Annotated in this window: 26 protein-coding genes; 13 read left to right on the forward strand and 13 right to left on the reverse strand. The window is 64.5% G+C overall.

Annotated elements, in window-relative coordinates:
* Positions 1-2: 2 nt before the first annotated feature.
* From MOK15_RS11295 to ftsE, 4 genes are read right to left on the reverse strand one after another with little or no spacing between them, the layout of a single operon-like run.
* Positions 3-689: a lysophospholipid acyltransferase family protein gene (locus MOK15_RS11295; protein WP_242931702.1), complete on the reverse strand. Its 687-nt coding sequence runs from the start codon at positions 687-689 to the stop codon at positions 3-5.
* Between the two features lie 12 nt (positions 690-701).
* Positions 702-1232 (reverse strand): YdcF family protein, encoded by a 531-nt coding sequence (locus MOK15_RS11300; protein ID WP_242931703.1) that lies wholly within the window; start codon positions 1230-1232, stop codon positions 702-704.
* Positions 1229-2134, reverse strand: coding sequence for an FtsX-like permease family protein (locus MOK15_RS11305; protein ID WP_242931704.1), 906 nt, complete (start codon positions 2132-2134; stop codon positions 1229-1231). The genes MOK15_RS11300 and MOK15_RS11305 overlap by 4 nt, the downstream gene beginning before the upstream one ends.
* Positions 2134-2844, reverse strand: coding sequence for a cell division ATP-binding protein FtsE (ftsE, locus tag MOK15_RS11310; protein ID WP_242932725.1), 711 nt, complete (start codon positions 2842-2844; stop codon positions 2134-2136). The genes MOK15_RS11305 and ftsE overlap by 1 nt, the downstream gene beginning before the upstream one ends.
* Positions 2845-3000: 156 nt before the next feature.
* Here ftsE and MOK15_RS11315 point away from each other — a divergent pair, with 156 nt between their 5' ends.
* Positions 3001-3834, forward strand: a complete 834-nt coding sequence (locus MOK15_RS11315) for a zinc-ribbon domain-containing protein (RefSeq protein ID WP_242931705.1) — start codon at positions 3001-3003, stop codon at positions 3832-3834.
* Between the two features lie 54 nt (positions 3835-3888).
* Here MOK15_RS11315 and MOK15_RS11320 read toward each other — a convergent pair whose 3' ends face one another.
* From MOK15_RS11320 to MOK15_RS11330, 3 genes are read right to left on the reverse strand one after another with little or no spacing between them, the layout of a single operon-like run.
* On the reverse strand, positions 3889-4794 hold the full coding sequence (locus MOK15_RS11320) for a pirin family protein (protein ID WP_242931706.1): 906 nt from the start codon (positions 4792-4794) through the stop codon (positions 3889-3891).
* Positions 4791-5255 carry an NUDIX domain-containing protein gene (locus tag MOK15_RS11325; RefSeq protein WP_242931707.1) on the reverse strand — a complete coding sequence of 155 codons (465 nt, stop codon included), beginning with the start codon at positions 5253-5255 and terminating at the stop codon, positions 4791-4793. The genes MOK15_RS11320 and MOK15_RS11325 overlap by 4 nt, the downstream gene beginning before the upstream one ends.
* Positions 5252-5536, reverse strand: coding sequence for a BolA family protein (locus tag MOK15_RS11330; RefSeq protein WP_242931708.1), 285 nt, complete (start codon positions 5534-5536; stop codon positions 5252-5254). The genes MOK15_RS11325 and MOK15_RS11330 overlap by 4 nt, the downstream gene beginning before the upstream one ends.
* A 45-nt stretch (positions 5537-5581) precedes the next feature.
* Between MOK15_RS11330 and MOK15_RS11335 the strand changes: the two genes are divergently transcribed.
* The 5 genes from MOK15_RS11335 to MOK15_RS11355 all read left to right on the forward strand — a co-directional run bounded on the left by MOK15_RS11335 (position 5582) and on the right by MOK15_RS11355 (position 10294).
* On the forward strand, positions 5582-6199 hold the full coding sequence (locus MOK15_RS11335; protein WP_242931709.1) for a J domain-containing protein: 618 nt from the start codon (positions 5582-5584) through the stop codon (positions 6197-6199).
* Between the two features lie 287 nt (positions 6200-6486).
* The gene (cobS, locus tag MOK15_RS11340; RefSeq protein WP_242931710.1) at positions 6487-7494 is read left to right on the forward strand and encodes a cobaltochelatase subunit CobS; all 1008 of its coding nucleotides are present in this window, start codon (positions 6487-6489) and stop codon (positions 7492-7494) included.
* Between the two features lie 35 nt (positions 7495-7529).
* Positions 7530-7949, forward strand: a complete 420-nt coding sequence (locus MOK15_RS11345; protein WP_242931711.1) for an OsmC family protein — start codon at positions 7530-7532, stop codon at positions 7947-7949.
* The gene (cobT, locus tag MOK15_RS11350) at positions 7946-9772 is read left to right on the forward strand and encodes a cobaltochelatase subunit CobT (protein ID WP_242931712.1); all 1827 of its coding nucleotides are present in this window, start codon (positions 7946-7948) and stop codon (positions 9770-9772) included. Before MOK15_RS11345 ends, cobT begins: the two co-directional genes overlap by 4 nt.
* A 51-nt stretch (positions 9773-9823) precedes the next feature.
* Positions 9824-10294, forward strand: coding sequence for a GreA/GreB family elongation factor (locus MOK15_RS11355; protein ID WP_242931713.1), 471 nt, complete (start codon positions 9824-9826; stop codon positions 10292-10294).
* A gap of 73 nt (positions 10295-10367) precedes the next feature.
* Here MOK15_RS11355 and MOK15_RS11360 read toward each other — a convergent pair whose 3' ends face one another.
* Together MOK15_RS11360 and MOK15_RS11365 are read right to left on the reverse strand one after the other, a co-directional pair.
* On the reverse strand, positions 10368-10859 hold the full coding sequence (locus MOK15_RS11360; RefSeq protein WP_242931714.1) for a DNA starvation/stationary phase protection protein: 492 nt from the start codon (positions 10857-10859) through the stop codon (positions 10368-10370).
* A 109-nt stretch (positions 10860-10968) separates the two neighbouring features.
* Entirely contained in the window at positions 10969-11535 is a 567-nt protein-coding gene (locus MOK15_RS11365) for a TMEM165/GDT1 family protein (RefSeq protein WP_242931715.1), read from the reverse strand.
* 343 nt (positions 11536-11878) lie between these two features.
* On the opposite strand from MOK15_RS11365, the gene rpmG reads away from it, so the two are divergent.
* Positions 11879-12046 (forward strand): 50S ribosomal protein L33, encoded by a 168-nt coding sequence (gene rpmG, locus MOK15_RS11370; RefSeq protein WP_021226203.1) that lies wholly within the window; start codon positions 11879-11881, stop codon positions 12044-12046.
* Between the two features lie 158 nt (positions 12047-12204).
* Here the strand turns inward: rpmG and MOK15_RS11375 are convergent, their stop codons facing one another.
* Both MOK15_RS11375 and MOK15_RS11380 read right to left on the reverse strand, forming a co-directional pair.
* Positions 12205-14064 carry a PhoX family phosphatase gene (locus tag MOK15_RS11375; RefSeq protein ID WP_242931716.1) on the reverse strand — a complete coding sequence of 620 codons (1860 nt, stop codon included), beginning with the start codon at positions 14062-14064 and terminating at the stop codon, positions 12205-12207.
* A gap of 144 nt (positions 14065-14208) precedes the next feature.
* Complete coding sequence (locus MOK15_RS11380; RefSeq protein ID WP_242931717.1) at positions 14209-14571, reverse strand: response regulator; 363 nt, start codon at positions 14569-14571, stop codon at positions 14209-14211.
* A 63-nt stretch (positions 14572-14634) separates the two neighbouring features.
* Between MOK15_RS11380 and MOK15_RS11385 the strand changes: the two genes are divergently transcribed.
* The 5 genes from MOK15_RS11385 to MOK15_RS11405 are packed head-to-tail and all read left to right on the forward strand — an operon-like array spanning position 14635 to position 17868.
* On the forward strand, positions 14635-14922 hold the full coding sequence (locus MOK15_RS11385; protein ID WP_242931718.1) for a DUF3572 domain-containing protein: 288 nt from the start codon (positions 14635-14637) through the stop codon (positions 14920-14922).
* The gene (locus tag MOK15_RS11390; protein WP_242931719.1) at positions 14919-15575 is read left to right on the forward strand and encodes an HAD family hydrolase; all 657 of its coding nucleotides are present in this window, start codon (positions 14919-14921) and stop codon (positions 15573-15575) included. Before MOK15_RS11385 ends, MOK15_RS11390 begins: the two co-directional genes overlap by 4 nt.
* The gene (locus tag MOK15_RS11395) at positions 15572-16036 is read left to right on the forward strand and encodes a RidA family protein (RefSeq protein ID WP_242931720.1); all 465 of its coding nucleotides are present in this window, start codon (positions 15572-15574) and stop codon (positions 16034-16036) included. Before MOK15_RS11390 ends, MOK15_RS11395 begins: the two co-directional genes overlap by 4 nt.
* Complete coding sequence (locus MOK15_RS11400) at positions 16017-16742, forward strand: glycerophosphodiester phosphodiesterase family protein (RefSeq protein ID WP_278254146.1); 726 nt, start codon at positions 16017-16019, stop codon at positions 16740-16742. The genes MOK15_RS11395 and MOK15_RS11400 overlap by 20 nt, the downstream gene beginning before the upstream one ends.
* Positions 16735-17868 carry a GNAT family N-acetyltransferase gene (locus MOK15_RS11405; protein WP_242931721.1) on the forward strand — a complete coding sequence of 378 codons (1134 nt, stop codon included), beginning with the start codon at positions 16735-16737 and terminating at the stop codon, positions 17866-17868. The genes MOK15_RS11400 and MOK15_RS11405 overlap by 8 nt, the downstream gene beginning before the upstream one ends.
* A 1-nt stretch (position 17869) precedes the next feature.
* Here MOK15_RS11405 and MOK15_RS11410 read toward each other — a convergent pair whose 3' ends face one another.
* Positions 17870-18166 carry a hypothetical protein gene (locus tag MOK15_RS11410; protein WP_242931722.1) on the reverse strand — a complete coding sequence of 99 codons (297 nt, stop codon included), beginning with the start codon at positions 18164-18166 and terminating at the stop codon, positions 17870-17872.
* Positions 18167-18373: 207 nt separating this feature from the next.
* On the opposite strand from MOK15_RS11410, the gene MOK15_RS11415 reads away from it, so the two are divergent.
* On the forward strand, positions 18374-19648 hold the full coding sequence (locus MOK15_RS11415; RefSeq protein ID WP_242931723.1) for an MFS transporter: 1275 nt from the start codon (positions 18374-18376) through the stop codon (positions 19646-19648).
* Between the two features lie 47 nt (positions 19649-19695).
* Here MOK15_RS11415 and MOK15_RS11420 read toward each other — a convergent pair whose 3' ends face one another.
* A complete protein-coding gene (locus tag MOK15_RS11420) occupies positions 19696-21276 on the reverse strand; it encodes an amino acid permease (protein WP_242931724.1) in 1581 nt (526 codons plus the stop codon).
* Positions 21277-21332: the final 56 nt, after the last annotated feature.

Genomic DNA, 21332 nt, shown 5'->3' on the forward strand with positions numbered 1-21332 from the left:
CGTCAGTTCAGGGCGTTGATCGCGGCATGAACCCGCGCCTCGGCATCCTTGCGGTCGAGGCCGACGGGGACGATCTCCCCCACCTTGTAGGTGATGACGCCGGCGTGCTTCAGGAACTTGCCGCGCGGCGAGACACGGCCGCTGTCCACCGCGATCGGCACCACCGGCAGGCCCAGCAAGCTGTAAAGTCCGGCGAACCCGGCCTTGAGCGGCGGTGCCTCACCATGCGGCACGCGGGTGCCTTCGGGGAAAAGGCAGACGGCGCGTCCCTGCGCGGACGCCGCCTTGGCCGACACACGCAGCGCCCGCAATGCGCTGGCCCCTGCGGTGCGCTCGATCGGGATCAGGCCGTAGCGCCGGGCGATCTCCCCCCAGAGCGGAATATCGAGCAATTCGCGCTTAGCACCGATCGCCGGTCGATCGAACAGGCAAAGCAGATCGATCGTCTCGAACATCGATTCATGTTTGAGGATGTAGAGATATGGTCCCTGCGGCAGGTCGCCTTCCACCACCACCTTCTGCCCCAGCAGCCAGCGCGCGCTGGCGCGATGGAAGCGGCTCCAGCCGGTGGCGATCCGTTGCACCGACGTGGGCGCGATCCAGGCGAACAGCAGCGCCGACAGGACGAAGAGCAGGCTGCCGCTGTAGAAGACCAGCATGAACAGAAGGGAGCGGATGGCGGTAATCATAAGAAAAAGCCGTCAGATGCCGATCAGCGCCGCGCCGCGCCGCAGCAGATATTTATTATATTCGCGCAGCAGCATGGTCAGGCTTGGGCGGCTGGGAACGGCGTCATAAACCAGCGTGACACGGCCGGGAAGCGCCTGCCGCAGTTCCAGCGCGGAACGGCGCATATGCCAGTCGGTAGTGATGAGCCGCACGGTCTTATAATCGCGCCGCTCCAGCCAGCGCGCCGTCTCGATCGCATTGGAACGGGTGTCGATCGCCTCGCGGCCCAGCGTGATGCAGCAGGTGAAGAGCTGCTCCGGCGCCTTATATTGCGCCGCCAGCTCGACCGGACGAACCGCGCGGTCGACGCCCGATATCAGCATCCGCTTGGCCGCGCCGTCCCGCAACAGGGCAATACCGCGGTCGATCCGCCCCGCCCCGCCGGTCAGCACGACGATGGCGTCGGTCCGGCGACCGTCGAGCGGCTGGGGCAGGAAAATGGCGAACCAGGCAAAACCCAGCATCCAGGCCAGCAAAGTGACGGCGGCAAAACGGACGATCATAGCGATCGTCCCAGCGCACGCAGCACCGTCCAACGTGCGGTGAGCATGGCAAGAACCACCCCCAACACCGGCAGCAACGCCAGCAACACCCAGCTCAGCATGTCGAGCGTGACGGCGCCCAGCAGGTCCGATCCCATCGCCGACAGGCGCAGGCCGATCACCATGATGACCAGAATGGCGAAGGCGAAGCCCAGCGCGCTGCCCAGAAAGGCGTCGAGGCCGATGCGCCGCTGGAACAGGCGGGCGATCTGCACATCGGTCGATCCCATCAGGTGCAATACGTCGATCGTCCCGCGATGGCTGTCATGCGCGCCGCGCGCCGCCAGCACCGTCACCGCACCGGTGGCGAGGATCATCAGCGCAACCACTCCCGCGGCCAGCCAGCCCAACGCGCTGAGCAGGCCAGCGAGCGGCTGCAAGAAGGTGGCGTGCGGCTCGATCCGCAGCTTGGGCGACAGGCCGACCAGCAGGCGGCGCACGCGATCGACCTTCGCATCCGCCTCACCCGGCGTCAGCGTCACGTCGATCAGCGCCGGCACGGGCAGATCACCACTGGTCGCCGCATCGCCCAGCCAGGGACGAAGCTGGTCGGCCAGTAATGCCGGATCAACCGGATCGGCAGACCGCACGCCCTGCGCCCCGCGCAACAATTGCAGTGTGCGGGCCGCCAGCCCGTCGCGCGCTTCCGCATTGGCCTCCACCACCTGCACGCTGGCGCGCCCGGCCAGGTCGGCGCTCATCGACCGAACCGCCGCGCCCAGGCCCAGGCCAGCGGCAGCGGACAATATCGTCAGGAACATCATGATTGCGATGATCCAGGGCATCGGTCCCGCCACCCGGCCCGCAGGCAGCAGGCGATGACGCGCGGCGGCGGCAGCCCTGCGGTTGGCGCCGCTTGCCATCAGGTCCGCTCCTGCGGACGCGGCGGATAGCGCAACATGCCGGTGGGATCGGCCAGCCTGCCCCTGTCCAGCTTCATCATCTGCGCGCCCTTGACCTGTGCGATCAATGGCAGGTCGTGGGTGGCGACCACGATGGTCGTCCCCAGGCGATTGAGCGCTTCGAACAGGCTCATGAGGCGGCGGGCCATGTCGGCGTCGACATTGCCGGTCGGTTCGTCCGCGACCAATATTTCCGGACGGCCGATCACCGCGCGAGCGATGGCGACGCGCTGCTGTTCCCCGCCCGACAGGGTGGCGGGCCGCGCTTGCCCGCGATCGCCCAGCCCTACCCAATTCAGCATTTCGACGACCGGTGCGTCGATCGCGCTTTCCTCCATCCCCGCGACGCGGAGCGGCAGGGCGATATTATCATAGGCCGACAAATGCGGGACCAGCCGAAAATCCTGGAAGACGACACCAATGCGACGGCGGAAGCCGGGCAGGCGCTTGCGGGGCAGCGTCACCACATCTTCTCCGAACAGCCGGATGACGCCGCGACTGGGGCGCTGGGCGAGATAGAGGAGCTTGAACAGCGAGGTCTTGCCCGCGCCCGAAGCACCGGTCAGGAAGTAAAAGCCGCCACTGGCGAGGGTGAAGCTGACGTCGGATAGCGTCTCGCTGTCCAGACCATAGCGCAGACCGACATTTTCGAACTGGACGATGGCCGACATATGCTGCGATGTGGCGCTGGTGCGCTCCCTGCTTCCCGAAGGTGCAGCCATGGCACAGGCAACGGGCTGCCGTAAAGCCCGCGCCGCGCGATCTCGCGAGTCGCGCCTATGTTGTTGGCGCTTGCGCGCGAGTCCCTGCCATGCCTATGAAGCGACATGATCCTGGTGTGTCCCAATTGCGCGACGCGATATGTCGTGCCCGATAGCGCCGTAGGCCCCAATGGTCGCCAGGTCCGCTGCGCGGCGTGCAAGCATAGCTGGTTCCAGGAGCCGGTTGCCCTGCCGGTGCGCGAGGAAGCGCCTGTCGCGCCGTTGCCCGTGCCTGCTCCGGTCGAAACAGTTGCCCCTCCGCCGCCACCTCCTGCCGCGCCGGAAACGCCCGTGGCCGAGCGGGAGCCGGAAGTCCCGGCCGTCACCGAACCTGTCGCGCCTGAACCGACGTCACCGGAAGAGGTCGCGCCGCCCAGCGCCGCGCCGGCCGATCATCGTTTCGATGACATTTATGCCGGAGTCCGGGTCGACCCGGCGGAAGAGGATTCCTTCGCACCGCTCGCGCCGATCAGGCCCCGTCGCAACATGCTCAAATTCTGGACCTGGGCTGCCGCCGGTTTCTTTCTGCTCGTGGCCGCGGCGGGCGGGGCGCTCTATTATTTCGGACCGCCCGCCTGGATGGTGGCCATGGGCATCGTTCCCGATGAAGGCGATCCCGACCTGCTCTTCTACCTGTCCAAGCCGGCCGAGCGACGCAAACTGCCGACGGGCGAGGAATATTTCGCCTTCGGCGCGCGGATCGTGAACAGCGGCGCCCAGGCGCTGCCTGTCCCCCCGGTGCTGGTGCAGTTGCGTGACCGGCAGAACCGGTTGGTCTTTAGCTGGACCACCAAGGCCGACAAGACCAGCCTCAAGCCCGGCGAGGAAGCCTCCATCAATGAGAGCCGGATCGACATTCCCAAAAATGCCGAAAATCTCTCACTGACCTTCGTGCAGTAATGTCCCGACCGGACGGGGCTGTTCCCGATCCGGATCGAAACGAACGGCGGTCGATCAGGGATAGCTGACCGTCTTGGGCCGTCCCTGCGGGATGGGGATGAACTCCTGATCGTCGCCGGGGATGAGGGGGAAGCGCATCGCGTCCCAATCCTCGCGCGCCTGCATCAGCCGGTCCTGGGTCGAGGCGACGAAATTCCACCAGACGTGACGGGGCGAGGTGAAGGCTTCGCCGCCGCACAGGACGACCCGGCCGCCATCGACGCTCATCAGCGTGGCGGAGACGCCGGGACGCAGGACATAGAGCATCTGGGGCGCCAGCATCTGCCCGTCGAGCGCCGCGTCGCCGCCCGATACATACAGAGCACGCTCGTCCGCCGACGGATCTATGGCGATGCGTCCGCCGGGGGCCAACTGGATGTCGGCATAGATGGTGTGGGCATAGGTGGTGACAGGCGACGTCTCACCCCAGAGCGACCCCATGATGACACGGGCGCGGACGCCCCCATCCTCGATCACGGGCAGGCCGCCCTCCCCCACATGCTCGAAGGCGGGGTCCATTTCCTCGAACCGGTCGGGCAAAGCGAGCCAGGTCTGGATGGCGGAGAGCTTGGACGCCTTCGCGCGGTCCTCGTCCGGGGAACGCTCCGAATGGACGATGCCCTTGCCCGCCGTCATCAGGTTGACCGCGCCCGGCTCGATCAACTGCTCGGTGCCGAGCGAGTCGCGGTGCATGAAGGCGCCTTCATACATATAGGTGACGGTGGAGAGGTTGATGTGCGGATGCGGGCGCACGTCGATGCCCTGCCCCGGCGCGATCCGCGCCGGTCCCGCCTGGTCGAAGAAGATGAATGGGCCGACCATGGTGCGCCCCTTGACCGGCAGCGAGCGGTGAACCTTGAAATCGCCCAGGTCATGTGTGGTCGGCGTGATCGTCTGGATGATGCTGTCGATGTCGGTCATAAGGCGTCCTCTTGCGTCTGCGCACGCGGAAGCTGGGTCCAGAGCGCGATCAGGTCTAGCGGGAAATAGGGTTCGGGGCAGGCAACCAGCTCCTCCGGCGTCCACCAGCGATGGCTGGTCATGACTCGTTGCTCCAGCGCGGTGTGGCCGATGAGGGACAGGGTATAGTCCTGCGGATAGACGGGGTAATAGCGTTCCTCCGCATCGACTTCGACACCCTCGATCGTGACGAAGCGGACATGGCGGACCGCGACCTGCGGGCCGATGGGGCAGGTAAAGCCGGTTTCCTCGAACAATTCACGCCGCGCCGCCTGCTCGAAACTTTCGCCCGGATCGAGCGCGCCGCCGGGCGTCACCCAGAAGGGCGCACGGTCGTCGGGCGTAAAGCGGAAGAGCAGCAGCCGATGCCGCTCATCCAGCACCAGCAGCCGCGCAGCGGGACGTTGCGGCCGGGCGCTCATTCGCCGGGCGCGCGCGCCTTGATGGCGAGGGCATGAACCTTGTCGCGCAGCAGGTCGGCGAGCGCGGCATTGACCAGGCGTTGACGGCCAACGCGGCTCTGGCCGGTGAAGCGATCGGACACGACCTCTACCGTGAAATGGCTTTCGCCCGAACCGTCATGACCGGCATGACCGCGATGCTTTTCGCTGTCGTCGATGACGGCGAGATGGTCGGGCGATAGGGCGGCGCGCAGCCGCGCCTCGATTTCGGTGGCAACGGGGCCTTTGAGGTCGGTGGTCATATCGCCTATATAAGCTGCTTTGCCAGTCATTCCATCAGGACAATCTTGAGCAGCGAATCCTTCTCGACCCGTCGTTTCAATCGTTTCCATGGCCGCGTCGACGGCGAACGCCCCTGCGCGGTGGAAGGCTGCCCGGAACCGGGCGAGTTTCGCGCGCCGCCGTTGGAAGGCGGCCAGCCAGGCCAGGAGGGGCCGCGCTGGCGCTGGCTGTGCTTGGACCATGTGCGCGCGTTCAACCAGGGCTATAATTTCTTCACCGGCATGAGTCCGGAAGAGATCGCCGCCGCCCAGCGCCCCTATGCGGGGTGGGAACGGGAGACGCGCGCCTTTTCCTCCAACGCCACCAGTCCGCCACCCAAATGGTCGGATTTCCAGGACCCGCTCGATGCGATCGGGGCCAGGTTCAAGGAGCGCGTCGCCAAGGCGTGGGCCGACAGCCAGATGCGGCAGGACGGGAAATTCCTGTCCAACGAGGACCGCAGGCAGCTTATGGTCATGGGCCTGCCGATCGACGCGGATCGCAAGGCGTTGCGGGCGCGCTATACCGAATTGCTGCGCCGCTATCATCCCGACCATAATGGTGGCGACCGCAGCCATGAAGGCGCGTTGCAGGGTGTGATCGAGGCCTATGGGCATTTGCGCAAGGCGGCGGCTTTCGCTTAACTTCGCACATTTCCCGTAAAATTTGAAATTTTCATGCTGAAGTTGGAAATTTCGTTACAAGCCAGAGGTGGGTGAAGGCGTCGGGCACATATATTGCCATGGCCAGGGACTGTAGGACAGGCTGAACCATGCCACGGCCCATCGTCCGCGGGTTTCGTCCTGATAGGCAAGGAGGCCAATTTGGCGAAAAGGGCCGCTTGATCGTCACGGAACGAGGCTCCACTCTATCGACATGCCCTTTGGATATGGGTTAGGGCGAGAAGGAATCGCAGAAAGATGACGACCCGATGACCGATATTTCGAACGTCCAGCCCGACACCCGCGCCGACACGCTGCTGGAAGCGCCCGACCGTGAGGTGGACGCACGCGAGGTCTTCGGCATCGACGTCGACATGAAGATCCCGGCCTTTTCCCAGGCCGACGAGCGCGTGCCGGACCTGGACCCCGCCTATGTGTTCGATCCGGACACCACGCTCGCGATCCTGGCGGGCTTTGCCTATAATCGCCGCGTCATGGTGCAGGGCTATCATGGCACCGGCAAGTCGAGCCATATCGAACAGGTCGCCGCGCGCCTGAAATGGCCGTGCATCCGCATCAACCTGGACGCGCATATCAGCCGTATCGACCTGGTGGGCCGCGACGCCATCGTCCTCAAGGACGGGCAGCAGGTGACGGAATTCCGGGAAGGCCTGCTTCCCTGGTCATTGCAGCGCCCCGTCGCTCTGGTGTTCGACGAATATGACGCCGGCCGCCCGGACGTGATGTTCGTGATCCAGCGCGTGCTGGAGACGGACGGCAAGATGACGCTGCTGGACCAGAATCGCGTGATCCGCCCGAACCCGCATTTCCGCCTGTTCGCGACCGCCAACACCGTTGGCCTGGGCGACACGACCGGCCTCTATCATGGCACGCAGCAGATCAACCAGGGCCAGATGGACCGGTGGAACCTGGTGGTGGCATTGAACTATCTGCCCGCCGCGACCGAGGCGCAGGTGGTGCTGGCCAAGTCGGGCGAATATGATCATGAGGGCGGCCGCAAGGAAGTCGAGAATATGATCAAGGTGGCGGAACTGACCCGCCAGGGCTTCATCAACGGCGATATCTCGACCGTCATGTCGCCCCGCACCGTCATTAGCTGGGCACAGAATGCGCTGATCTTCAAGAATGTCGGCTTCGCCTTCCGCCTGAGCTTCCTCAACAAATGCGATGAAGCCGAGCGGGCGCTGGTCGCCGAATATTATCAGCGCGTGTTCGGGAAGGATCTTCCCGAGAGCGTGGCGAGCCGGGCGAACTGAAGGTTCGCCCTGCGCCGACGGCAGGGAGACAAAGCATGATCGTCGTCGAACGAATCGACCCGAACGGCACCGCGCACCGGATCAGCATCCGCGGGCACGAGATCGTCGCCGACATGTCGGCGCCCGATGGCCATGACGCCGGGCCGGATCCACACGACCTGTATGATTCGGCGCTGGGCGCGTGCAAGGCGATGACCATGCTCTGGTATGCGCAGCGCAACGGCATCCCGGTGGAGGATATCCATGTCGGCGTCGTCCGCGACGCCAGCCAGGAACGGCAGGGCGTCTACAAGCTGACCACCCGCATCGCCATCACCGGCCCCATGACTGACGAACAGCATAACAAGCTGATCGCCGTCGCCGCCAAATGCCCGGTCCACAAGCTGATGAGCGAAGTCGAGACGCAGATCGAGACGATCGCCGTCCCCCGTGTGGGTGAAGCGGAGCGGCCGTGACCGAACGTTCGCCCATCGACGCCTTCAAGGACGTGCTGTCCGGCGCCGCCCGCGCGATCACGCGCGATGCGGAGGTTGAGGTCGGCTTCACCGCCGATACGCCCCACGCCGCCGGCAAGGCGATCAAGGTGCCGACGCCCGGCCGCGCCCTGCCCGCCGATCAGGTGGCGCTGGCGCGCGGTTTTGCCGACGCCTCTGCGCTGAAGATGCGCCATCATAATGCGAAGGTCCATGCGTCCTCCGCCCCCACCGAAGCGGTGGCGCGCGCGGTGTTCGACGCGGTCGAGCAGGCGCGGGTCGAGGCGATCGGCGCGCGGGCGATGGAGGGCGTACGCGCCAACCTCAACCATGCGCTGGACCTGCGGCTGAAATCCGATGCGATCCGCCGGGCGCGATCGGCTGATGAAGTGCCCTTGTCGACCGCGCTGGCGCTGAAGGTGCGTGAACGGTTGACCGGGCAGCCCATTCCCACGGATGCCGCGCCGGGCGTCGCCATGGTCGATCAGTGGATCGAGGACAAGGCCGGGACTGATCTCGACGCGCTCGGCATGGCGATCGACGACCAGCGCGCCTTCCAGAAGCTGGCAACCGCCATGCTGGAGCATCTCCAGCTCATCGACGCCGACGTGCCGCCGGATACGGACGAAACTGAATCGCAGGACGAGAGCGAGGATCAGGAAGACCAGCAGGAGGAAGGCGACAGCGGCCAGGACGAGGCCGGCGACAGCGACATGAACGCCGAGGCGCGCGCCGAAGATCAGGGCGGTGAGACCGAGGAAGGCGAGACCGACTATAGCGACGAGTTCGACGCCGACAGCGACGAGGGCGCCGACGACATGGGTGAGGAAGGCATGATGCCGGTCCGGCCCAACCGGCCGATGTCCGACCTGCCGCCCGGCTTCGACTATAAGGCCTATACCACCAAGTTCGACGAGATCGTCGCGCCTGAGGACCTGTGCGACGAAGATGAGCTGGTGCGGCTGCGCGGCTTTCTCGACCAGCAGCTCGTCAGTTTGCAGGGCGCCGTCACCAAGCTCGCCAACCGGTTGCAGCGGCGCTTGATGGCGCAGCAGTCGCGATCCTGGGACTTCGACCAGGAAGAAGGGATGCTGGACGCGGCGCGGCTGGCGCGGATCGTGATCGATCCGACCCGATCGCTCAGCTACAAGATCGAGCGGGATACCGAGTTCCGCGATACGGTAGTCACGCTGCTGATCGACAATAGCGGTTCGATGCGCGGGCGACCGATCAGCATTGCCGCGATCAGCGCCGACATCATGGCGCGCACGCTGGAACGCTGCGGCGTCAAGACCGAGATATTGGGCTTCACGACGCGCGCGTGGAAGGGCGGACAGGCGCGCGAGGAATGGCTCGCCGCCGGACGGCCGCCGATGCCGGGGCGTTTGAACGATCTGCGCCATATCATCTACAAAAAGGCCGATGATCCCTGGCGCCGGGCGCGCAAGAATCTGGGCCTGATGATGCGCGAGGGACTGCTCAAGGAGAATATCGACGGCGAGGCGCTGCTCTGGGCACATGCGCGGCTGATCGCGCGGCCGGAGGAACGGCGTATCCTGATGGTGATCTCCGATGGCGCGCCGGTCGATGATTCCACCCTGTCGGTCAACAGCGGCACCTATCTGGAGCGGCATTTGCGACAGGTGATCGACTGGATCGAGAACCGGTCGCCAGTGCAACTGGTGGCGATCGGCATCGGCCATGACGTCACCCGCTATTACCACCGCGCCGTCACCATCATGGACGCCGAGCAATTGGGCGGGACGATGGTGGAGCAGCTAGCCGGGCTGTTCGACGAAGACTGACCGGCCGCCGAGGCCGTTGTCCTGCATGATCGATTTTTCAGGAGAGGCAAGATGAGTGTCGCCTTTCGTCGCGAGAGCGACGATGAGCATATGGAGCCGAAGTTCGAGCTGCCCATTCCGCCCGGTCCCAATTGGGTGACGACGCGCGGGCTGCGGCTGACGCGCGAGAAAGTGGCGGTGCTAGAGGGCGTCGATACCGAGGCGATGGACGAAGAAGCGGCCAAGAAGCACAAGCGCGAGCTACGCTACTGGCGCACGCGGCTGGCGACGGCGGAACTGCGGCCGATGGCGAACAGCGATGCCGTCGTCTTCGGCACGCGCGTGACTTACCGGCTGAACGGCCGCGAAAAGACAGTAGCGATCGTCGGTGATGACGAGGCTGATCCGAACGAGGGGCGGATCAGCTTCTCCTCTCCACTCGCCCGCGCGATGATGGACGCGGAGGTCGGCGAGAAGGTTGATTTTGCCGGGAAGGCCGAAGCGGTGGAGATTATCGGGATCGCTGTCGTGGACGAAGCATGAACCTTATCGACTGCGTCACGAAAAAGGCCCTCCGGTGGCGAACCGGAGGGCCTTTTCGCTGCTATCGTTCGGCTTACGCCCCGCGCGCCGCCTCGAACAGGAACCAGGCGCGCTGTTCGGCCTGGTCGGTCCAGTCGTCGGCAATGCCTTCGGTCGCATTGTCGCCCGCATCAGCGGCAGCTTTCTTCACCGCGCGAAAGGTTTCGACCAGCGCGAGATTGTCGTCGCGCAGCTCCTTGAGCATGTCGGCCGGGTTGACGAAATCGGCGTCATTATCCTTGACGCTCTGGTGCCGGGCGACGTCGCCGATCGAACGCAGCGTGGTGTTACCGGTCTTGCGCACGCGCTCCGCGATCAGGTCGGTCACGGTCAGAATCTCGGTCGCCTGCTCGTCGAACATCAAATGATAGTCGCGGAAATGCGGGCCGGAGACGTGCCAGTGGAAATTCTTGGTCTTGAGGTACAACGCAAAACTGTCCGCAAGCGCACCGTTCAGTGCGTCAGCGACGGACTTGGTGGCGTTGCTCTTCAGGTCGGTCGGCGTCTTCAGATCGGGGGCGGTCATCCAATATTCTCCTGTCCGCGGAATTGATTTCGAACATATAATGATCTCGCGCCGATTAGGTGCCATTTTTTCCTGCGGGAAATCCGATCAGGCTGACAAAGCCGTTCGATCAGAGCAGGCCGGTGGCGCCCAGCCCCATGATCGCGCCGGAGAGGAGCAATAAAGCCCCGCCGGTCCAGCGTATCGCGCGCAGCGGCAGGATAGCGAGCAACTGGCCGCGCACCACCACCACCGGGACCAGAGCCACGATCATGCCGATCGCACCACCGATCCCCGCGAGTATCGGATCGGCGGTGCGGGTCGCGATCCCCAGGATCAGGAATTGCGGGCCGTCGCCGAAGCCCAGGATGAAGAGGCCAAGCATGGTGGTGAGGAAGGGGCCGGTCGGCCAGCCGTCGAGCGTGTCGGGTGGCGAGACGCGCCAGAGCAAGCCGACGCCAAGGAAGAGGATGGCGAGCGCCATGAAGAGCAACCGCGCGTCCGCGCCCAGCATCGGGCCGATCCAGGCCCCGGCGATTGCGGAGATGGCGGCATTGGCCGCAGCGGCGACGACGATGCCGGCGATCACCGCACCGTCGCGATCATAACGGGTGGCGAGCGCGAGCACGAGCAACTGACTTTTGTCGCCCATCTCGCCCAGCAGGCAACCGAGCAACGCGATCAGCAAGGCGTCCATCTGCGGGCAGGGACCTCAGGCGCGCGGCGGAGTGAGACAGGCGCGAATCTGCGGGCAGGAGCCACCGCGCGCCCGCGCCGATTCGAGCGGACCTGCCAATCCGCCGGCACGATGCAGAAGGCCCATCAAAATGGCCGAAGCCCGGTCATGCCGCACGGAAAATCCTCCCAATCATTGCCGGGTCATGCTAGGCGCAGCCCGGTTAAAGGCGCGTAAAGCCTGGGCCAAGCCTTGACATCGGGCCGAATCTGGCTCATGGGCCACCGCTGAAACGGGCGGTCCGCCACTCACTTATGGCGAGCCGCTTTTCTTTTTACGTTATTTACGACCAGGGAATAGGGCCATGGCCAAGCCGGCAACCGTCAAGATCCGTCTCGTCAGCTCGGCTGACACTGGCTTCTTCTACGTCACGAAGAAGAATCCGCGCACCAAGACCGAGAAGCTGAGCTTCCGTAAATATGACCCGGTCGCGCGCAAGCATGTCGAGTTCAAGGAAGCCAAGATCAAGTAAGCCGCTGCGGGCCTTTCGCCCGCGCGCCTGATCTTTCGGCTTTCGAAAGAACATAAGCCCGCCCCTTATGGGAGCGGGCTTTTTGTCGTTGGCTTGTCCGGGTGCCTATCGGACGTCCCCCCTCCCCTGACGGGGAGGGGCTTTTCACTATGCTGCAATCAGTTGCCGACCGGCTTGGCGTCGGTGCGGCGCACGACGATGGTCGAGGAACGCGGCTCCTGGCCCGATACCGGCCAGTTACCGGTCGGGTGCTGGATGTTGATGAAGAAATTAATGAGGTCCGGCGTGTAGGCGATGCCAGTGATCTCACAGCCTTCCGGACCGACCAAGAAGCGCATCGACTTCTTGGTCGACTGGTCGATATAGAACATCGCGTTCTGACCGAATATCTGTTCGATCGTGCGCGACGAGTCGCCCGATGAACCAGGGATCGAATGGTCGGTCTGGACCCAGAGGCGACCCTTGGGGTCGATGCGGATGCCATCGGGGCTGGAGAAGGTGTCGCCGTTGATATTGCCTTCCAGCTTGTCGCCGAAGCCGACGAGCTTCGGATCGCCCGCCAGCAGGAAGATTTCCCATGTGAACTTCATGGCGAGCGGCGAATTGCCTTCTTCCTTGAACTTGATGATATGGCCGTGGCGGTTGACGGTGCGCGGGTTCGCGGCGTCGGTCGAGCGGCGGCCGCTATTGTTGGTCAGCGTCACGAAGATGGCGCTGTTGTCGGGCGCGACCGTGATCCATTCCGGACGGTCCATGACGGTGCCGCCGGCGACGCGCGCGGCCGAGATGGTGTTGACCATGACATCAGCCTGATTGGCGAAATCGACTGTCGTCGGCGCAGGTCGCGTCGCGCTCTGGCTGACATCGCCCGGATCGGAGGCCTTGAGGGTCAGTCCATTCTGGCCATGGACGAGTGCACGCCATTCGCCGGTGCCGTCCCCGTTGAACCGGGCGACATAGAGGGTGCCATGGTCGAGCATGTCACGATTGGCGGCGCGATTGCTGCTGCTGAACGCACGGTCGCAGACGAATTTATAGATGCAGCCCGGCGTGCCGTCATGCCCCATGTAGAAGGCGACACGGCTATTGCTGTCGACCATATGCGCGACATTTTCATGGTCGAAGCGACCGAGCGCGGTGCGCTTGGTCGGCGCGTCCAGTTCCTGATAAGGGTCGATTTCGACCACCCAGCCGTAATCTTCCTCCGCCTGCGTCGGATCGAGATAGTTGTCGGTCGATTCTTCGCAGGTCAGATAGGTGCCCCAGGGGGTGCGCCCCGACGAGCAGTTGTTCAACATGCCCTTGATCGTGCCCGACAGCAGACCCGAAGCCGGACCGCTCGCCCTGTAACTGCTGTTGCCGGTGTAGCGCTTGTTATATTTGGAACCCGGCTTGACGGCCCATTTGCCATCGGTGCCCTTCGCGATCTCGACCACGCCGATGCCGACGGCGGACAGAGCGAGCGCCTTCTGATCCGCCGTCGCCTTGGCGGCGTCATAGCTGCCCGACATCAGGATGTTGAAGTCGGGATATTCGAAGTTGATCGCCAGCAGGCCGCCATTGTTGGGATCGGTGCCGGACAGTTCGAAATATTCCATGCCGTCATGGTTGCCGCCAGCCCATTTTTCGGCATTGGCCGGGGTCGGATAGCTGCCCGAATAGGGTGTGCCGGTCTCGATCGAATCGCCAGCCTTCAGCAGAATGTCGACCGTGTAGCCCGTGGGCACCGTGACGGTATCGTTCATGTTCGCGGCGACCGGCGCGAAGCTGATGCCGTAGCTAGGCGCGGGTGTGGGTGTCGGGGTCGGCGTTGGGCTGCTTGAATCATCATCGTCATCGTCGCACGCCGCCAACGCGCCCAGCATCGGCAGAATCGACAGGCCGAGCAGGCCGTTCTTCAATATGGTGCGGCGCGCGGGATTGGCGGCAACGATCGCCTCCAGGCTGTTGTCGCCCAATTCGATGATGGGCTGCGCGTCGCGATAGGGCGCGCGCGCCTCGTCGGTCAGATGAGACATGGATACTACCCCTGTAATCAGGCTGTCGGCAGAGCGCCGCGCCATGGCGCAGGGGGGTGGCAGAGGGGAATGACGCCAACACTTCCGAATGAAGGCGTTGCGATGAAAGACGCATGACAATGTGGTGACGAACGGCCGTAACCGTTACAGCAATGCGTTCACCTGTTCGATGAAGCGCAATACCGAGATCGGTTTCGACACATAGGCATCCGCGCCGGCACCACGGATCCGTTCCTCATCCCCCTTCCCCGCATAGGCAGTGACCGCCATGATCGGCACGGACAACAACCGGTCGTCGGCCTTGAGGGAAAGGATGAGGTCATAGCCACTGACATGGGGCAGATAGATGTCGGTGATGACGAGGTCAGGCAGGAAGTCCCGCGCCTGGGCCAACACATCCCGCCCGTCGCGCAGCGGCAGCACGTCATGCCCATGGGCGCGCAGCAGGTCGCAAAAAAGTTTGAGATTAAGTTCGTTGTCCTCGACAACGAGCACGCGCTTTGCCACCAGTCACCCGCAATTCACCTCGTGAAGCGAGCCCCTCGATCGCTTCCCCGCCAAAGGCCCATCATGCGACCCGACAGTCCGAATCGCAAGTCAGATAGCAGCAAAGATCCCGCCATGCTGGCGTTGCTGGCGCTGGGATGGACGCTGGCCGACCCCGCACGGGCGGATCGGCTGCTGGCGTTGACGGGACTGGACGCGGACGCATTGCGCATGGGGATCGACAACCCCGGCGTATTGGGCGCGGTGCTCGGCTTCCTGGCGGACCATGAGCCTGATCTGATTGCCTGCGCCGAAGCGACCGACACCACGCCCGCCGCCCTGATCGCCGCGCAGGAGAGTCTGAGCCGATGACACGCCCCCTCATCATCACCGACTGCGACGAGGTGCTGCTGCACATGGTCGTGCCGTTCCGCCAATGGCTGGACGAGACGCATGATGTGCATTTCAACATGTATGACCGCCATTTCGGTGAGGCATTGCGCCACAAGGACAGCGGCATCGTGCTGGAACGCGAGCTGGTCTGGGCGCTGCTGGTCGAATTTTTCGATACGGAAATGCACCGGCAGGCGCCGATCGCCGGCGCGGTCGAGACGCTGGGGCGGCTTTCCCGGATCGCCGACATCGTCGTGCTGACCAATATCGGCGAGCGGCATCATGGCGCGCGGGTGGAGCAGCTTGCCAGCCATGGCCTGGAGCTGCCGGTGCAATGGAACCATGGCGGCAAAGGTCCGCCACTGGCGCGCATCGCCGCCGAACGGCAACCGTGCGTCACCCTATTCATCGACGACCTGGCCGAACATCATGCGTCAGTCGCAACCCATGCACCGGATGTGTGGCGGCTGCACATGGTAGGCGAGCCGGAGATCGCGCCCGGCGTGTTCGCCGCCGTCCATGCTCATGCCCGGATCGACGATTGGGCGCAGGCCGAACGCTGGATCGAGGCACGCCTGGCCGACGGTCCCGCCCCTTCCCCTCTTCTTCCCCATGATGGAGCCACAGCATGAGCATTGACGCCCGCCTCGCCGAACTCGGCATCACCCTGCCCCAGCCCGCCGCCCCGGTCGCCGCCTATGTGCCGGCGGTGGAAGCCAATGGCCTGCTGCATATCAGCGGACAGATCGCGCTGGCCCCGGACGGCCTGATGACCGGCCGCCTGGGCGAGGACAAGGACCTGGACTATGGCGTGGCCGCCGCCCGCATCTGCGGTCTCAACCTGATCGCGCAGATGAAGGCGGCGCTGGGCAGCCTGGACCGGGTAGAACGGATCGTGAAGCTGGGCGCCTTCATATCCAGCGCGCCGTCGTTCGCCGACCAGCCCAAGGTCGCCAACGGCGCATCCGAACTGATGGTCGATGTGTTCGGCGAAGCCGGCAAACATGCCCGCAGCGCGGTGGGCGTGCCGGTGCTGCCGCTCAACAGCGTCGTCGAAGTGGATGCGATCGTCCTTGTCCGGCCGGCGGCCTGACCCGGCCTTCCTGACGGCCCGCCCCTTCGCGCATCGTGGGCTGCACGGGGCGGAGGCGAGCGAGAATGGCATGGCGGCGTTCGACGCCGCCATCGCTGGAGGCTTCGGCATCGAATGCGATGTGCGGGCGAGCCGGGACGGCACCGCTTTCGTCTTTCATGACGCCACCCTGGCGCGGATGACGGAGCACAGCGAGGCGATCGCTTCGCTGGAAAGCACCACGCTGGACGGAATCGCGCTGCCCGACGGCGGCATGATCCCCCGACTTTCAACCCTGCTGGCACGTTGCGACGGCGCGGTGCCGCTGCTCATCGAGATCAAGTCGGACGACCGGCATGTCGCGGGCCTGTGCAGCGCGGTTGCGGGGAAGCTGGGTGGCCGGGACGCAGCGCCGGTAGCGGTCATGTCCTTCCACCCCTATGCGATGCGCTGGTTCGCGCGCTACCGGCCGGAGGTGATGCGCGGACTGGTGATGACGCAGCAGGGCAAGGGGTGGCTGCGCGGAAGAATCGAGCGCAACCTTGCGCTTTGGCTGGCGAGACCCGATTTTCTCGCCTGTGACATTCGCGACCTGCCATCCCGCTTCGCGGCCCATGCCCGCCGACGGGGTCTGCCCGTGCTGAGCTGGACCGTGCGCAGCGACGAAGAGCGCGCCCGTGCCGCGCGTCACGCCGACCAAATCATCTTCGAGCGGTCGCATGACTGAGGTCATCGCGCGAATCGCCGCCGGCGTGGCCGACCTGCCCAGGGAGGAATGGGACGCCTGCGCCGGGACGGCCAATCCCTTCGTCAGTTGGGATTTCCTGGTGGCGCTGGAACGATCGGGCAGCGTCGGGGACGCAAGCGGCTGGCAACCGCTGCCGCTGGTGATCGACGGGCCGGACGGGCGGATCGCCGCCGCCGCGCCGCTCTATGCCAAGAGCCATAGCCAGGGCGAATATGTGTTCGATCATGGCTGGGCCGACGCCTGGGAACGGGCGGGCGGGCGCTATTATCCCAAGATCCAGATCGCCGCGCCCTTTTCCCCGGTGCCTGGTCCCCGGCTGCTGCTGCGCGATCCCGATGCGGCGCCAGCGCTGATCGCGGGGATCGAGACGCTGGTGGAGCGCAACGGGCTATCGTCGGCCCATGCGACCTTCATCGCGCAGAACCAGGTGCCGTTGTTCGAGGCAGCGGGCTGGCTGATTCGCGAGGACAGCCAGTTCCACTGGACCAACCGGGGCTATGGTGACTTTGAGGATTTCCTGGCGGACCTCTCCAGCGAGAAGCGCAAGAATATCCGCAAGGAACGGCAGCGCGCGGTCAGGGGGCTGGAGATCGTCCATCTGAGCGGCGGCGACCTGACCGAAGCGCATTGGGACATATTCTGGGACTTCTACCAGGATACCGGCGCGCGCAAATGGGGACAGCCCTATCTTACCCGCCACTTCTTCTCGATCCTGGGGGAGATGATGGCCGACCGGGTGCTGCTGATGCTGGCGCTGCGCGATGGGCGGGCGATCGCAGGGGCGCTTAATCTGGTGGGAGCGGATACGCTCTATGGCCGCTATTGGGGCTGTAACGAGGACGTTCCCAACCTGCATTTCGAACTATGCTATTATCAGGCGATCGACGTCGCGATCGCGAAGGGCCTCCGCAAGGTGGAGGCAGGCGCGCAAGGCGGCCACAAGTTGGCGCGGGGCTATGCGCCCGAACCGACCTGGTCCGCGCATTATATTCCCAATTCCGGCTTCAGGCGCGCGGTGGCTGAATATCTGGCCGTCGAGCGGAGTGACGTTCAGCACGACCGGCTTCGGCTGGCCGAACGAACCCCGTTCCGGAAAGACGATTAGCTCAGGCAGCGCGCAATTGCGTCGCGGCGATGATGGCCCTGGCCTGACGCTGTGCCTCGGCAATCTCGCGCGCAGTCATCTCCCCGGCGATTTCCGCGCGCATCGACTGGCCCTCTCCGCTGCCGCGCAGGGCTGCCAAGTTGAACCATTTATGCGCCTCAACGAGGTCGACCGACAGACCGCCGGTGCCACAGCTATAGGCGACACCCAGGTCGAAACACTCATCCGCCGATCCGCCCGCTGCCCGCAATTGACGGGCCTCCATCAGAAATTGCGCGCTTTTGATGCTGTTGCCCATGATACCGATCCCCTGTTCCAGACTAACGCAACGCTCGACCCTTTGGTTTTTTCATGGGATGCAGTCTGGTCCGGCAGCCGATAAAAAATGGTTAACGGAATGACAGCTATGTTCTGGAGGGCCTGCCGACATCGATCCACCTATTGTCTGCTAGACTGGAGGCGATAAGGGCTGGTGTCGGCGCGCCGGAGTCCGCATAGGCTCCCCATGTCCCAAACCCCTCCCCCCGGCACGACGCAACGGAGCAAAAATATCGGATTCCGTGAATTCGTGCTGCTGTGCGCCTGCCTGATGGCGATGAACGCACTGTCGACCGATCCGATGCTGCCCGCGCTGCCCGCAATCAGCCAGGACTTGGCGATCCCGCATCCCAACGACCGGCAGCTCATCATCAGCCTTTATTTTCTGGGGCTGGGGCTAGGCTCGCTGCTGTTCGGGGTCCTTTCCGACCGGTTCGGGCGCAAGCAGGTGCTGGGCGTCTCGATGGTGTTCTTCATCCTTTCCTCGGCATCCTGCGCAGCAGCCTCCAGCTTCTCCATGCTGCTGGTCAGCCGCGTCTGCGCGGGATTCTTCGCCGGGGCGAGCCGCGTCGTCACCGTCGGCATCGTGCGCGACCAGTTCAAGGGCGACGCCATGGCGCGCGTGATGTCGCTCATCTTCGCCGTCTTCATGCTGATCCCGGTGATGGCGCCCAGCTTTGGCCAGGCGATCCTGTGGGTCGGGCCGTGGCGCTGGATCTTCTGGGCGCTCGCCCTCCAGGCGAGCCTGATCCTGCTGTGGATGCTGCTGCGGATGCCCGAAACGCTGAAGCCGGAGAACCGGATGCGGATCACACCGGGCACGTTGCTGGGCACGATCGGGACAGTCATCCGCACGCGCAGTTCGATCGGCTATATGCTGGCAAGCGGCGTCGTGATGAGCGGCCTCGTCGGTTTCATCCTGTCGATTCAGCAGATCTTCTACGACGTTTTCAAGGCGCAGACCTTTTTCCCGATCGGCTTTGCCCTGATCGCCGGATCGATGGGCGTGGGCAGCCTGGTCAACAGCCGCCTGGTGTCACGTTTCGGCGCACGGCGGCTGAGCCAGAGCGCGCTGCTGGCCTTCATCGCCATCGCACTGATCCACCTGGCGGTGATCCTGTCCGGCCTGGAAACGCTCGCCACCTTCCTGGTGCTGCAGGGGATGACGATGCTGACCATTTCCTTCACCGGGTCCAATTTCAGTGCCATCTCGATGGAGCCTTTTTCCAAGGGCGCCGGCATCGCCTCCTCTTTTCAGGCGTTCCTCACCACTGCCTTGTCGAGCGCGCTCGGCAGCATTGTCGGTCGCGCCTTCAACGGTACGACCTTGCCGCTGACGCTGGGACTGCTGGTGTTCGGATCATTCGCTTTCCTGATCGTGATCTGGGCCGAACACGGCAAGCTCTTCACCCGGCCCCATCACAACGCGCTGCGGGAAGCGGAGTTCGACGCGGTACACTGATGAAGGGACAAAAAAAGGGGCGGTTTCCCGCCCCTTTTTATTCTGGATCAGGCGTCCTGCCCACCCGGCGTAGGCGCGCCGGGCAGCGGCGGCACCGGCTGCGGCGGAATGCCCGGCTGGTCCTCCGCCACATCCACCACACCGCGGCCGACATGGCTGCGGTTACGGCTGTAGCCAAAATAGACCAGCAGGCCGACCGCTGCCCAGCCAACGAACATCAGCTTGGTTTCCACCCCCAGGCTCCAGAAGAGATAGGCGCAGCCCGCTATCGCGATCGGCGCGGTGACATTGACGATCGGCGTCCGGAACGGACGGGCGCGTCCGGCATCGGTCCTGCGCAGCACCATCACCGCGATCGAAACGGCGGCAAAAGCGAACAAGGTGCCCGAATTGGAAATGTCCGCCAAAATGCCAACCGGGAAGAAGGCCGCAAACAGCGCAACGAAGATGCCGGTCAGGATGGTGATGACATAGGGCGTCTTATAGGTCGGATGGACCTTTGAGAACATCGCCGGCAGCAGGCCGTCGCGGCTCATGACGAAGAAGATGCGGGTCTGGCCGAACATCATCATCAGGATAACCGACGGCAGGGCCAGGCCGGCTGCGAGGCCGAGCAGGTTGCCGATCTGTGGCCAGCCGATTTCACGCAGCGTCCAGGCCAGCGCTTCCTTCGAGCAAGTGACCGCTTCGGTGCCGGCGGCGGCCAGCGCGGCGCACTGCTGCGACAGGGCGGTCGAGCCGGGAGCCAGCGCAACACCGCCTTGTGCGATCGGGATACCGCCCGCCGTCACCGGCTGCGCGCCGACGGTGCCGATGACGCCGGCCGCGACCAGCATGTAGAAGAGGGTGCAGATGCCGAGCGAGCCGATCAGGCCGATCGGCATGTTGCGTTGCGGATTCTTGGTTTCCTCCGCCGCGGTGGAGACGGCGTCGAAACCGACATAGGCGAAGAAGATCGAAGCTGCGGCCGCTGAAACACCCGAGAAGCCGAGCGGCGCGAACGGGGTGAACTTGTCCATGTTGATGACCGGCAGCGCCAGGACGATGAACAGGGTCAGCGCCGACACCTTGATGGCGACCAGCACGGCGTTGACCGTGGCGCTTTCCTTGGTGCCGATGACCAGCAGCCAGGTGACGAGCGACGCGATCAGCATCGCAGGCAGGTTGATCATACCCCCGTCGAACGGCCCGCGCGTCAGCAGATCGGGGATATCGATATGGAATGTATGTTCGATGAGGCCCACGACATATCCGGACCAGCCGACCGACACCGCACCGGCGGCCACGGCATATTCCAGGATAAGCGCCCATCCCACCATCCAGGCGATGAGTTCGCCCATCACCGCATAGCTGTATGTGTAGGCAGACCCCGACACCGGGACCATGGCGGCCATTTCGGCATAGCAAAGCGCCGCCACGGCGCAGACGAAGCCAGCGATGATGAAGGAGAGCATCATGCCCGGCCCCGCCTTTTGGGCGGCTTCAGCCGTCAGCACGAAAATGCCGGTGCCGATGACGGCGCCGATGCCCAACATGGTGAGCTGGAATCCCCCCAGCGAACGATGCAGCGATTTCTTCTCTGCCGTCGCCAGAATGGCGTCGAGAGGCTTAACGCGCCCGAATATCATGAAGACCTCTTATTCCCTTAGCCCGGCACGCCACCGGACGTACCCCTTTTGCTTAT

Source organism: Sphingobium sp. BYY-5, from assembly GCF_022758885.1.
Taxonomy (GTDB): domain Bacteria; phylum Pseudomonadota; class Alphaproteobacteria; order Sphingomonadales; family Sphingomonadaceae; genus Sphingobium.

Coding starts and splice junctions, on each gene's coding strand:
- MOK15_RS11405 (WP_242931721.1), top strand. CDS start 16,735: ATGACTGAGGTCATCGCGCGAATCGCCGCCGGCGTGGCCGACCTGCCC.
- MOK15_RS11385 (WP_242931718.1), top strand. CDS start 14,635: ATGCGACCCGACAGTCCGAATCGCAAGTCAGATAGCAGCAAAGATCCC.
- MOK15_RS11420 (WP_242931724.1), bottom strand. CDS start 21,276: ATGATATTCGGGCGCGTTAAGCCTCTCGACGCCATTCTGGCGACGGCA.
- MOK15_RS11415 (WP_242931723.1), top strand. CDS start 18,374: ATGTCCCAAACCCCTCCCCCCGGCACGACGCAACGGAGCAAAAATATC.
- MOK15_RS11300 (WP_242931703.1), bottom strand. CDS start 1,232: ATGATCGTCCGTTTTGCCGCCGTCACTTTGCTGGCCTGGATGCTGGGT.
- MOK15_RS11305 (WP_242931704.1), bottom strand. CDS start 2,134: ATGGCAAGCGGCGCCAACCGCAGGGCTGCCGCCGCCGCGCGTCATCGC.
- rpmG (WP_021226203.1), top strand. CDS start 11,879: ATGGCCAAGCCGGCAACCGTCAAGATCCGTCTCGTCAGCTCGGCTGAC.
- ftsE (WP_242932725.1), bottom strand. CDS start 2,844: ATGTCGGCCATCGTCCAGTTCGAAAATGTCGGTCTGCGCTATGGTCTG.
- MOK15_RS11395 (WP_242931720.1), top strand. CDS start 15,572: ATGAGCATTGACGCCCGCCTCGCCGAACTCGGCATCACCCTGCCCCAG.
- MOK15_RS11330 (WP_242931708.1), bottom strand. CDS start 5,536: ATGACCACCGACCTCAAAGGCCCCGTTGCCACCGAAATCGAGGCGCGG.
- MOK15_RS11375 (WP_242931716.1), bottom strand. CDS start 14,064: ATGTCTCATCTGACCGACGAGGCGCGCGCGCCCTATCGCGACGCGCAG.
- MOK15_RS11365 (WP_242931715.1), bottom strand. CDS start 11,535: ATGGACGCCTTGCTGATCGCGTTGCTCGGTTGCCTGCTGGGCGAGATG.
- MOK15_RS11390 (WP_242931719.1), top strand. CDS start 14,919: ATGACACGCCCCCTCATCATCACCGACTGCGACGAGGTGCTGCTGCAC.
- MOK15_RS11295 (WP_242931702.1), bottom strand. CDS start 689: ATGATTACCGCCATCCGCTCCCTTCTGTTCATGCTGGTCTTCTACAGC.
- MOK15_RS11320 (WP_242931706.1), bottom strand. CDS start 4,794: ATGACCGACATCGACAGCATCATCCAGACGATCACGCCGACCACACAT.
- MOK15_RS11360 (WP_242931714.1), bottom strand. CDS start 10,859: ATGACCGCCCCCGATCTGAAGACGCCGACCGACCTGAAGAGCAACGCC.
- MOK15_RS11410 (WP_242931722.1), bottom strand. CDS start 18,166: ATGGGCAACAGCATCAAAAGCGCGCAATTTCTGATGGAGGCCCGTCAA.
- MOK15_RS11345 (WP_242931711.1), top strand. CDS start 7,530: ATGATCGTCGTCGAACGAATCGACCCGAACGGCACCGCGCACCGGATC.
- MOK15_RS11325 (WP_242931707.1), bottom strand. CDS start 5,255: ATGAGCGCCCGGCCGCAACGTCCCGCTGCGCGGCTGCTGGTGCTGGAT.
- MOK15_RS11315 (WP_242931705.1), top strand. CDS start 3,001: ATGATCCTGGTGTGTCCCAATTGCGCGACGCGATATGTCGTGCCCGAT.
- cobS (WP_242931710.1), top strand. CDS start 6,487: ATGACCGATATTTCGAACGTCCAGCCCGACACCCGCGCCGACACGCTG.
- MOK15_RS11355 (WP_242931713.1), top strand. CDS start 9,824: ATGAGTGTCGCCTTTCGTCGCGAGAGCGACGATGAGCATATGGAGCCG.